Below are 11599 nucleotides of genomic sequence, written 5' to 3' on the forward strand. Positions count from 1 at the left end.
GTTAAAACCTGTACCTGGCCAGTTTATCCTTCAGACGGCCAAGGGCCGAATTGTGGATTGTCTTTGCCGTGGTATAGGAAATTCCCATGCGCCCGGCAATGTCTTTTAAGGTATATCCCGTATAGTAATGAAGAATAATCAGATCGCGTTCCCTTTCCGGAAGGGACTTGAGCGCCTGTGCCAGGGCTCCCAGCAGCTCTTCCTGAAACATGGAAGTTTCCACATCTTCTGAACCGGGAACCACTTCCGGAAGTTCCATGTGAATTTTTGCTGTCCGGAACCAGTCCACCACCGTCCGCTGCGTGATCGTATAGATCCAGGTGGAGAGGGAGGCCTTCGTTTCATCGAAAGTCTCCAGCTTCTGATAAACCTTTACAAATACGTTGGAAACAAGATCCTCTGCGTCGTGGGGGTTCTGGATTTTCCCGCTTATGTAGCGCCGGACTTTTTCCTGGTATTCCTCATAAATCTGCTCTATTTTTGCTGCCTCAGTCATGGTCTTTCTCCTCCGGGAAAAGAAAATGATCCCGGCGAGGACTTGCTTCTCCGGCGGCACTAACCTGTTCCAGGCTGTCGTCGCTTAAGGCCTGCCCATACCTGCTTTCTGTCTCGGCAATCATGGATGCCAATGTAGAATTGTTTTGAAACTTCTGGTAATCGAATAATTTTCTGAGATTCTTTCCAGTCATATTGTTTTGATGTCTGCCTTTCTGCGCTTATGCATAGCTTCCCAGGACGGCGACTACCTTTTTCATGGCCTCCGGCTCTCCAGCCCGGCTCATATCTCCGGTTTCCGACAGACAGCGGTACGGGATCGGTGCGGCGGCAAAGATATCGTCTGCCTTTTTCATGTAGCCACCTTTAAAGAAGGCACATTTGGCCGGGTCAAAGTGACGGTACTTATTGGTGAAAACCATGGCAATGGCCCTGCACCCGCCCATACAGCACTTCCAGTATTGACAGGCGCGGCACACCTTGTTGGCGTCGTAAATCTCCGACACTGGCATTGTCACCTGCTCTAAATATGCGCCGTCCGTCAGCAGATCGTGCAGGGGCTGCTTTTTGACGTTTCCGTAGCTGATGCCCAGATGGGCGAAGGTACCAGACATCTGGTTGCAGGGGTAAACCTCCCCCGTATAGGAGACGGCAACCGTTCCCCTTGCGCCCTTGCAGGCGGGAATGGAATCGCGGTACCTCTGGCAGTCTACCTGAACCGGATGGAAATAATACGTTCCGTGTCCTGGATTGTAATGCAAAAACTGCCATACATCCACGCTGATTTGAAAACCGCTCTGCACGCAGCGTTCAATCAGCTTTAACATCTCATCGTAATATTCCAGGATCCCCAAGGTGGAATCTCCGCCGTTTTCCCTCCAGCGCGGTGTTTCCGTCGTGCGGATGATCCGCACCTCCTCGACACCCATTTCATCCAGAAGCTTTACCGTATCGTACATCACATCCAGATTGCCCCTGTGGACATTCGTCTGGGAGCGGACGCGGAACCCCTTTTCCTTTGCAAGCCGCATGGCACGGAGAGCAATTTCTTCTGCGTTGGGGACGCCGCGGAGCCAGTCGTGATGTCCGATCCCGTCAAAGCTCACCTTGATTTCCGTGTCCATCCCGAGGGCTTTAAATTCATCTAACATCTCTTCTGTCAGGAAGCTTCCGTTGGTGTTCACTTCTCCCACATCAATCCGCCGTCTGGCGCATTCCCGGACAATGTCCATAAAATGCGGATGAAGCATCGGCTCGCCGCCGGTCAGGGTAATGGTCTGGATACCGCACCGCTCGCATTCGTCCAGCAGGGAGAGACATTCCTCCCAGGAAAATTCTCCCATCATCGGGGCATTGTCCGACGCCATGAAGCAGTGCTTGCAGTTCATGTTGCATTTTCCGGTCACAGCCCAGTTGAGGTGTGGGAAATACCGGTTATCACAGGCTCTTGGCGCTGACCAGGCACTCCATGTCTCGCCATCTTCTGCCGGCCGGCAAAAACCCGTTTTTTCCATCTGAGTCAGCAGCGGGGATTCTGCAATCTCCTGCTTCCCGTCGCACTTGGAAAGCAGCTCGAACGCCTCTTGGCTGAGTTTCTGTGCATATGGATATCCGTACATATAATAGGCGTGAGGAATGCGCGGCCAGGAACGCAGGGCAATTCTGTCATTTAAAACATATTTCATATGGAACCCATCCTTTTTACCGGCGATTCATTGTCTCGAAGCTTTTTTTATTCTTTTAATAGTAACGTCGTATAACGCGGAATTTGGCGTCTGGAGCTTGAACCGCATCCGCCGGCTACGCTGTCCAGCTCCCTTTCTCCATTTTCCTTAAAGCTCCGTATCTCTCACATTCCCCAACCACTCGTGCCCGCAGGCGTGGCAGTGAAAGTAAACCAGATATGAATCCTGGTTCGGCATATACACACCTGAAACCGGTTCGAAACTGAGGTTTGTACTCCCACACTTAGGGCACATCCTCTGTCTATGTCCGCAGCCGCCGCCTGCCACGTTATCCAGCTCCTCGTCGGCCAGTTCGCCATGCTTCTCCAGTTTCTCCTTCAGGAACGCTTCCGCCTCTTCTTTGCTGGCTTCACAGTCGTTTTCCTTTAAGAATTCTTCCAGCCGGTTCTCCTTCATTGCGCTGCCAAAACTTAATTGCAGCTCTGTGTCTGCCAAAATTTCCTGATACAATGCTTCCAGAGTTTTCATAGTCAAACCTCCATTTTCTTACTTTCTTATATGCTTGATAAATCCTTCTGTTCTTTGATACGACGCTTCCGCCGGAAGATAGACATAGTCCCTTTCCTGATCCTTATATGGGATTCCAATGTTTTCATAAGATACTTCATTGCGGCCCACTAAAATCGATATCTCAGGTTGTCTTTCGGACAATGCATCTTCTTACGATTACTTTCATCTCTGTAATTTCCGGAACAGAAGACCCGGAAAGAATCCTGACAGAAGCCGGTTTATCAGTACAGCCTCCGCCGGCTACGTTATCCAGTTCCTCATCGGCCAGCTCACCCTGTTTCTCCTGTTTTTCCATGAGGAAGGCTTCCAGCGCCTCCGCTCCCGACTCGCAGCCATTCTCTTTCAGAAACGCTTCCACTCTGTTTTCATTTACCGCCTCAGAAAAAGCCCTCTTCAACTCTTCGCTTGCCAATACTTCCTGATACAATGTCTCCAGTGTTTTCATAGTCAAACCTCCATTTTCTTATATGATTGATAAATCTTTCTGTCCTTTTATACGACGCTTCCGCCGGGAGGGACAGATTTTTTTATGTTTTTAATCAGAACAAAACAGGTACAATCCGCTCCGGTGCCGCAAACCGCAGCATTTCATAGCCAATCCCCGCCGCACCGTACAGAAGATCCGGGGCAAACGCCTGCCGGAACTCCGGCGGCAGATACATATATTCCCCTTCCTGTTCTTTTCGCCTGACCATCCAGCCCAACAGCCGGCCGGCAGCCTCCTGACAGGCCCTGGCCCGCTCCGGCACAGCCAGTGATGCCTCCATCAGGAATTCCACGGCAGCACTGTTCCCGCAGCACAGATAATCCATATAAAGAGGCGGATGTCTGAAAACCGCCTCCAGCGCCCGTTCGATATCCCCTTCCAGCTTCGGCTCTATGCCGGCTGCCGTCCCCTGTTCCTGACAAAAAAGGAATGCCAGCCCGATCCCCGGCGCACCGGAACAGAGTCCGTGCATGGCCTGCTCTGAAAAGGCAGAATCCCGAAGATCCGGCCAGGTGCCGAGCTTCTCCGAATAAATACGGCGTTCAAAATCCAGGGCATCCATGGCTGCCGACAGATAAGCCGGTTCGCCAAGAAGCCGGCCTGCTCCCATGAGAGCGGCTGCGATTCCTGCCATTCCATGTCCGGCTCCGCTGATGGGACGGCCCTTTTCTAACGTATCCCACAGCGCAGGCTCCCCCGGCTTCAAAGGCTTTCTTAATGCCAGAAGCCGGTCGGCAGCACGGCGGATATGTCTGCGAAGCGTTTCTGAATTCCGGCTTTCCGGCTGCCCGCAAAGGGCTAAAAGCAGGCCTGCGGCACCGGAGTAAACATCGGTTTGCTTTGCATCTTCCATCCGGACTTTCCCAAGAAGGTCAATCACACGTTGGGCCAAATGCCCCGGCGCCGGTTTTTCCAGATACTGTTCCATCAGTGTCAAGGCTCGAAGCACACCGCCGATTCCGCCAGACAGCCCCAGAGGGATGGCTTCCTCCGGGATGTACTTTGCATGTTCCAGATGGCCGATGGAGCGTTCCGCCTGTTCTGTGCAGACCGCGGCCAGCTTCACAGCCTGTTCGTGCAGCTTATCTTCTTTAAAAACGGCAGCCGCAGCAGAAAAAAATACTCCCAGTCCAAGCGTCCCCTGCGCCAGTACAGGCATGGCCGCTTTTAACGAATTTCCATTTTCCGTGCACATGAGCCAGGAAACCTTTCCGCTTGGGCCAGTCAGTGCAGAATCGCTTAACTGCCTGAAAATCGCTTCTGCCTCCCGGAGCGCCTGCTCCCTTGTGATGGAATCAGACTCCGGAATGGGCCTGTGAAGCGCCTCCTCTGCTTCCTCCTCGGAAACGGGCACGACTGCCATCCAAAGACTCTGCCGCAGGATTCCAAGCTCAAATGCTTTTTCTTTCTCGCCAAGCCGTTCCAGCCGCTCCAGCGCATGTTCGATGCCGCTCTGCCTGAAAAAATCGGGAACCAGAAGATTGCCGTATCCGTAGAGTCCATGTTCGTCGCCCTTTGAGCTAAAATACGGGATATCCCCTTCCAGCAGGCAGTCCGCCTCCCACCGGGCGATTGGCTCCAGATGTCCGGCGCCATGGCGGATGAAAAAATCATTCAGCTTCCCGGCCGCTTCCCTCTGCGTTTGTTCTGACTGGAGCGCCGGTGTTTTCAAAAGCGTTTCCTGGAATTGTGCGTAAAAATTCGTGTTTCGGAGCAGTCTCCGAACCGGCAGTTTCCGGAAAACCTCCAAAGCCTGACATAACTCTCCGCGGATCTCCATACAGCGGTCATAGCCTTCCGAAAATCCGGCATAAAGGGCCTCTTCATGTCCAAATACTGTCCTTTTCACACCGTCCCAAACAGGAAGGCAGAGAGACTTCTTTCCATCATCCAGAAAAACTGAGATTTCCCGGTTTCCCTTGATGTCCGGGAGAAGGACGCTTTGCAGCAGGGAACGGTTGGCATCGTAAAGAAAATCCTCCTGTCCGGCAGCAGCTTCCGGCCATATGTTCGGATCACTGAATACCGCAGGAACAGGGGTCAGCACAGTTTCCAGATCCACCAATACCGGGCAGCTTCCCTGGGCAATCCAGTTTTCAGAGTGCAGGTCGCTGCTCCCAAGAGCCTGAAACAGGGCGCAGGCCCCGCCCAGACGATAAAAATAACGGTCGGTATCTTCTTCGGAATCCACAGGCAGGGCTTCCACAAATTCGCAGTAACCGTAATCACGGCGCAGAATGCAGCGGGGGACGCGCAGGAAATCTCCAAAGAAACGCTTTACGATTTCTCCAAACCTGGCGTCGATCTCACAGCTGTGCGGCTTGTAGACAAACGCGCCGCCCTCGGTCTCAATCACGCAGGCGGAACGTCCATGAAAATGAAGATCCGCCCCATCGGTCTTTATCTGGGTGATCCGCCCCGGATCGCTGCCTGCAAAAAAAATCTGCCGGATCTCCGTCCAGTCCGCCGTCAGACGCAAAAGCAGTTCACGGGTCACGTCGATAAAACGGTCGGTCTGCTCTTTTATCCATTGTTCCAGAAGCGGTGCCTTCTGAAAGAGAATCCCGCCGTCCGTGCGCTCCAGTTCAGCGAAAAGCCATTCTGCGGCTTTCTCCCTCTCTTCTTTGACAGCCAGCCGCAGATCCCAGGCGAGCACGGGATTTCTCTCTTTCATATAGGCCGCTTTGATATCGTCCCGTACACCTCTTGTAAGCCAGCTCAGCCGCTCAAAGAACGATAAAAACAAAAGCCGTTTTCCGGATTCCGAAAATGGTACGGCCCTTTCAAAATCCGGCCGCAATTTTTCTTCCGCACCGGCAGTATAGCGCAGAAAAAACCGCGTTTCCGCCTGAGCGGCAGGGATAGCGAGATGGTTTTGATTCAGAGCATACATCGAAAAATGTTTCCCCCCTAATACGGATACTCTATATAGCCTTGTCCCTTCCGGAAAGCATCTTCCACAACTTTCATTGGCTTTGCCCATGCGTGGCCCGGAACTGGAACGGCCGTCTCCGGCCACGCTGTCCAATTCATACAACGCTTCCAGTGTTTTCATCTAATATGCTTTTCTTGTGGAATATTTTGCTTACAGTTCTTTATACGAATCCGCCGGAAAAAGGGCCAGTGATTCCGAAATTTTTACGTGGCGGCATTCGGCTCCTCCAACTGCTGACGCGCAACCAGCTCAGCGAACTTCCCATTTTTCGCAATCAGTTCCTCATACGTGCCGTCCTCTGCAATTTTCCCGTTTTCCAGATACAGGATACGGTCGCACTGCCGGATGGTGGAGAGACGGTGGGCAATGACGATACGCGTGCATTTCAGGCCGTTTAAGGAATCGGAAACCTTCTTCTGGGTCAGGTTGTCGAGAGCCGACGTGGCCTCGTCAAACATCAGGATTTTAGGCTTAGGCGCAATGGCCCTGGCAATCATCAGACGCTGCCTCTGGCCGCCGGAGATTCCCCCGGATCCTTCGGAAATCATGGTATTCATGCCCATGGGCATCCGCCTGATATCCTCGGCAATCCCCGCCAGCTCAGCCGCCTCCCAGGCTTCATTAAGCGTGAGCCGCGGCGCTGAAATGATGATATTGGAAAAGATATCCCCCTGGAACAGCTTTCCGTTCTGCATCACCACACCGATTTTCCGGCGCAGGGACTTCAAGTCAATGGATGCAAGATCCCTGCCGTCGTAGTAAATGGCGCCCTTCTGCGGCGCCTCAAATCCCAAAAGCAGACGCATCAGCGTGGATTTCCCGCAGCCGGTGGCGCCGACAATCGCCACATACTGTCCCGAACGGATTTTCAGAGAAAGGTCGTCGATAACCAGGGGCATATTTTCGCTGTAACGGAAGGAAACATTGCTCAGTTCAATCCCTCCGGAAAGCCGTGTGATCACCTGTTTGCCCACCGAAATTTCCGGCACCGTCTCGATAATGGGTTTTACCATATCAAGAATCGGTTTTACCTGCGCCAGCATCATCGCAATGGAAGAAAGGGATAAGAAAGCGCCGGAGACCATGCCATAGGCCGCATTGAACGCATAGTAGTCCGCCACAGAAATACCGCTGCGGACAGCCGCATAGTACATGACGATGGTGCCGGTCAGGGAAATGGCCGTGGATAATACCGTATTGATTTTTAAAAACAGCGGCGGATTGTAGCTTAAGGCCGCCGCCTCGGCAAACTGGTTTCCCCATTTGGCAAACGCACGCTTTTCCGATCCCGACAGCTTAATCTTCTGCACCCCGGTAATCAGGGCATAGCTTAATCCGCTTTCTTTGGCTCCTGACGCCAGGTGCTTTTTCGTGACGCGTGCCTGGATAAAAGCAGTCAGCAGGGAGAGCACCAGCAGCGATACAATTACAAGCATGGCCGGAACCACAAGCGCCGGCGCATACGCAAAAATCTGAGATATGTAGGCCAGGGAAAACAGAGAGGTCAGCCCGATGGAAAGAAACATGGCTGCCATCTCATTGCAGAACATGTTGAGGTACTGGGCCCGGCTGGCCAGGTCACCGGAGCTGTATTCTTTGAAAAAATCCGCCGGCAGTGACAGAATCCGCATCATTGTTGCGGCCTGCACCGACACATCCAGCTTGGTGTTGATCCGCGCCAGCAAAAGCTCCTTAACCGCCGAAAGAATCAGCGTACTGAGGGAAACGCATACCAGAAACACTGTCATGGCCGAAAGGATCCGGAGATTTCCTTTTTCCACAATATCAGAAAAAATGATGCTGTTGAGCTTGGGGGTTATCATACCCACAAGCGTCACAACAAGAGACGCCAGACCAAACAGAAGATAATCTGAAATGGATAACGTCTGCAAAATGTAGAGGAGCAGCTCCCCAACCCCCATTTTTTTTAATGGGAACGGCTTATAAAAGGCGATGGCTTCTTCTTCAAACAACCCCTCATTCTTCCGGTTCACCTTCTGGCGTTTCCCGGTTTCCTTGTCAAAAAAACTGTATCCCGAAATCCCCGACGGGATAAAGGCCACTACGCTGCCGTCCTCCTTCCGGACGCCTAACATGGCGCCGACGGCGTCCTTGTACCAGCCTTTTTCCAGCTGAACCGTCCGGCGCATGATACCGTAGGGACGCATCAAAAACTCCAGCTGTTCATTCATATCCGTCATTCCGTCTGGAATTTCCTGGCTTTTCACATGAAAATACCGCAGAATCTCGTCGATGGCATCCTTTGTAATCTGCCTCTGGTCGTTTAAGGCTGCCGAGACCCTGGAGCCCATGACAGCCCCGGCCATTTTAAGAAAGGATTCTGCGAAAATATCATCATCGCTCTGTTTTCTCTGCCGTATCTGTTCATCAAACCAGCCCATATTTCCGCACCTCCTTATTCATTGGACACTAGCTGCGTATAAACGCCGCCTTTGGCATACAGCTCATCGTGGGTTCCGCGCTCGACGACGCGGCCGTTATCCATCACAATAATCTCATCGCAGTCCCGTATGGTGGACAGCCGGTGGGCCACCACAATACAGGTAATGCCGCGGTCTTTGATGGATTTTACCACCTCATACTCCGTCTTGGCATCTAAGGCCGAGGTGGCCTCGTCCAGGATAATAATCGTCGGATCCTGGGTCAGCACCCGGGCGATCTCCATGCGCTGCCGCTGTCCGCCGGAAAAGTCCTTGCCGCCTTCGGTGATTTTATACTGGTAGCCGCCTTCGCGCCGCATGATGTCCTCATGGATCCTGGCGTCGCGGGCCGCCATAATCATCTCAAAGTCCTCAATCGAGGTGTCCCACATCTTGATGTTATTGGCGATGGTATCTTCAAACAGGATGATATCCTGATCCACCACGGCCAGGGAGCCGGTAAAGACGCTGCGGTCGATCTCGCTTATGGGCTTCCCGTCAAATAAAATTTCCCCGCTCCACGGCTTATAGAGCCCGGAAATCAGCTTTGACAGCGTAGATTTCCCGCAGCCGGAAGCGCCCACAAATGCCACACGGCTTCCCGGCTTTAAGCTTAAGTTGAAGTTTTCAATCAACGGCTGATCGAGACGGGAGTAGCCAAAGGTCACGTTCCGCATTTCCAAGCTGCCCGACAATTTATCATAAGATGTATTTTCATCCAAAATGCCGTCGTCCCCGCTTACATCCTCCGGGTATTCCATCACGTCTTCCACCCGCTCCATCTGTGTCCGCATCTCCTGAATGGTCTGCCCCGCAGAAATCAGAGTCATGGCCGGAGCAGTAAAGGAGGAAAGAAAGCCCTGGAAAGCCAGGATCATACCAGGCGTAAACTCTCCCTGAAGCGTCAGCCATACCCCTAACATCAGGACGGCCGTATTCGTGAGAGAAGAGACAAGCCCCGGCAGCATGCCGAGATACTGGCTGAGCTTCGTGAATTTCACCTGCTGCGTATTCACGCTGGCCTGGTAGCCGGCCCAGCGTTCAAAATATCCGTTTTCCGCCCCGCTGGCCTTGATGGTTTCAATCATCTCGATTCCGGCCACGGTGGCGCCGGCCAGCTTGCCGGCATCGCGCATCTGGACGCGTGTGATATTCACCCGTTTTTTTGATATGATGCGGGACAGGAACAGGTTAATGAAAATTGACGCGATTCCCACCAGTGTCAGAAGCCAGCTGTACCGGATCATAACTGCCAGATAAAAGACCATCATCACGGCGTCGAGGGCCAACGGTGCAAAGGTGTTTACCAGGTCGTTGGCAATGGCGGCATTGGTGCCCTGCCGTGCCTGGATATCCCCGGCCATGCGCTGGGAAAAGAATTCCATGGGCATCCGCAGCACCTTCCACATGAACGTGGAGCTGCCTACAATCGCCAGCTTCCCGTTGATTTTTAAAGAATAAACGGCCTGTATCCAGGCCACTGCGATTTGAATCACGCTCAGTCCCGACAGCGCCGCGATAAACGGAAGGAACCAGTCGGGATTTTCCCCGGTAAGAAGGCGGTCGAGGAAAACCCGGGAGAACGCATGATTGATAATGCCGATTAGCGAACTGATGACTGTGGTTAATACCACAAATGCCACCGCCGCGCCTGCCCCTGTCAGCCGTTTCTTTGCAAAGGCAAGCACGGATTTTGGCTTTCCGCCCGGCTCAAAATTCTCGCCCGGTTCGAACATCAGGCAAATCCCGGTAAAGGATTTGTCAAATGTCTCCATGGAAACCGCATAGCTTCCTTTTGCCGGGTCGTTTAAGTAGGCCTTTCCGCCTTTAAAGCCGTCCAACACGACGAAATGATTAAAATTCCAGTGGATAATGCAGGGAAATTTTGCATGTTTCATCAGGCCTTCCGGCTCATAGCGGTAGCCCTTGGCTGTCAGCCCGTAGCTGCGGGCCGCCTTTAATATGTTCTTGGCATTGGATCCGTTGCGGGAAACGCCGCAGTCTGCCCGCACCTGCTCAAGCGGAACCCATTTCCCGTAATAAGCCAGAATCATCGTAAGAGACGCTGCCCCGCACTCCAAGGCCTCCATCTGCATAATCACCGGCACTTTGGCACAGCCGGAAGTCACCGGCTGCTTTATCGTTTTTCCCATGGCGCACCTCAATTCAGCAGAAAGGAAACCGGTGAAATGCTTTCCACCACAATTTCAGCCGTATAGATCCCATCCGGCAGAGAGCCGGACAAAAGGACGGGATACACCCACTCTCCCTCCTGAAGGCCTCCCACATGCAGCGCATAGGCATCAAAGGCCTCCGTTACGGCTATCGGGGTTCTGGCAGTCTCTTTAATGGTACCTTCCGCCCCGTCAATATATACGGTCATGCCGGTTTGAAGGGACGCATAATCAGCTTCCCTTACATAACAGGTGACGGCGCCGCTCTCCGCCACCGCCGCCGCTGTCAGGGTTGTGTCCATGTGCCCGAAAACACCCCACACGCAGACGCCGGCGAGCAGCGCGATGATTGCCGCCAGAAGCATCCAGACGCTGGGGTTGGACACTTTGATATAGTTGTTCAGCTGTTCCGGCGAAGAAATTCGCTCCAGACTCTTTTTACGGAAGATGGGATTCTCCATAAAGCGGCCCCCTTTTCATCATGCGTTATTCGATGGTGAGGATCTCGACGAAACCAGTCACCTCAAATACCTCTGCAATGGTCTCGTTGACATTCCGGATCACCATATTCCCCTGCCGGTTCATGACCTTCTGAGCCGCAAGCAGCACGCGGAGCCCTGCGGACGATATGTACTCCAGTTTCTCAAAATCGAATACCAGTTCGGTTATATCACCTACGGAATGCTTTAATTCTGCCTCCAGAAGCGGAGCTGTCGTTGTGTCAAGCCGCCCTTCCAGGGAAATCGTCAATTTAGTGCCATCAGTCTGTTTGTTGATCGTCATATGATATCCTCCTGAATGATGGGAGTGTC

The 11599-nt window shown here is 52.8% G+C and carries 9 protein-coding genes; all 9 read right to left on the reverse strand.

The annotated features are described in order from the left end of the window. Position 1: 1 nt before the first annotated feature. The 9 genes from KE531_17585 to KE531_17625 all read right to left on the reverse strand — a co-directional run bounded on the left by KE531_17585 (position 2) and on the right by KE531_17625 (position 11570). Complete coding sequence (locus KE531_17585; GenBank protein MBR9955404.1) at positions 2-496, reverse strand: RNA polymerase sigma factor; 495 nt, start codon at positions 494-496, stop codon at positions 2-4. A gap of 220 nt (positions 497-716) precedes the next feature. Continuing rightward, on the reverse strand, positions 717-2180 hold the full coding sequence (locus tag KE531_17590) for a radical SAM protein (protein MBR9955405.1): 1464 nt from the start codon (positions 2178-2180) through the stop codon (positions 717-719). A gap of 147 nt (positions 2181-2327) precedes the next feature. Further along, positions 2328-2708, reverse strand: coding sequence for a hypothetical protein (locus KE531_17595; protein MBR9955406.1), 381 nt, complete (start codon positions 2706-2708; stop codon positions 2328-2330). Between the two features lie 163 nt (positions 2709-2871). Next, positions 2872-3195 carry a hypothetical protein gene (locus KE531_17600; protein MBR9955407.1) on the reverse strand — a complete coding sequence of 108 codons (324 nt, stop codon included), beginning with the start codon at positions 3193-3195 and terminating at the stop codon, positions 2872-2874. Between the two features lie 94 nt (positions 3196-3289). Then, on the reverse strand, positions 3290-5911 hold the full coding sequence (locus KE531_17605; GenBank protein ID MBR9955408.1) for a type 2 lantipeptide synthetase LanM family protein: 2622 nt from the start codon (positions 5909-5911) through the stop codon (positions 3290-3292). Between the two features lie 464 nt (positions 5912-6375). After that, positions 6376-8574, reverse strand: coding sequence for an NHLP bacteriocin export ABC transporter permease/ATPase subunit (locus KE531_17610; protein ID MBR9955409.1), 2199 nt, complete (start codon positions 8572-8574; stop codon positions 6376-6378). A 14-nt stretch (positions 8575-8588) separates the two neighbouring features. Further along, on the reverse strand, positions 8589-10766 hold the full coding sequence (locus KE531_17615) for an NHLP family bacteriocin export ABC transporter peptidase/permease/ATPase subunit (GenBank protein ID MBR9955410.1): 2178 nt from the start codon (positions 10764-10766) through the stop codon (positions 8589-8591). Positions 10767-10774: 8 nt separating this feature from the next. After that, positions 10775-11248, reverse strand: coding sequence for a hypothetical protein (locus KE531_17620; GenBank protein MBR9955411.1), 474 nt, complete (start codon positions 11246-11248; stop codon positions 10775-10777). 25 nt (positions 11249-11273) lie between these two features. Further along, positions 11274-11570 carry an STAS domain-containing protein gene (locus KE531_17625; protein MBR9955412.1) on the reverse strand — a complete coding sequence of 99 codons (297 nt, stop codon included), beginning with the start codon at positions 11568-11570 and terminating at the stop codon, positions 11274-11276. Between the last annotated feature and the right edge of the window lie 29 nt (positions 11571-11599).

The organism is Eubacteriaceae bacterium Marseille-Q4139, assembly GCA_018223415.1.
Classification (GTDB): domain Bacteria; phylum Bacillota; class Clostridia; order Lachnospirales; family Lachnospiraceae; genus CABSIM01.

Coding starts and splice junctions, on each gene's coding strand:
- KE531_17600 (MBR9955407.1), bottom strand. CDS start 3,195: ATGAAAACACTGGAGACATTGTATCAGGAAGTATTGGCAAGCGAAGAG.
- KE531_17585 (MBR9955404.1), bottom strand. CDS start 496: ATGACTGAGGCAGCAAAAATAGAGCAGATTTATGAGGAATACCAGGAA.
- KE531_17620 (MBR9955411.1), bottom strand. CDS start 11,248: ATGGAGAATCCCATCTTCCGTAAAAAGAGTCTGGAGCGAATTTCTTCG.
- KE531_17595 (MBR9955406.1), bottom strand. CDS start 2,708: ATGAAAACTCTGGAAGCATTGTATCAGGAAATTTTGGCAGACACAGAG.
- KE531_17625 (MBR9955412.1), bottom strand. CDS start 11,570: ATGACGATCAACAAACAGACTGATGGCACTAAATTGACGATTTCCCTG.
- KE531_17610 (MBR9955409.1), bottom strand. CDS start 8,574: ATGGGCTGGTTTGATGAACAGATACGGCAGAGAAAACAGAGCGATGAT.
- KE531_17605 (MBR9955408.1), bottom strand. CDS start 5,911: ATGAAAGAGAGAAATCCCGTGCTCGCCTGGGATCTGCGGCTGGCTGTC.
- KE531_17590 (MBR9955405.1), bottom strand. CDS start 2,180: ATGAAATATGTTTTAAATGACAGAATTGCCCTGCGTTCCTGGCCGCGC.
- KE531_17615 (MBR9955410.1), bottom strand. CDS start 10,766: ATGGGAAAAACGATAAAGCAGCCGGTGACTTCCGGCTGTGCCAAAGTG.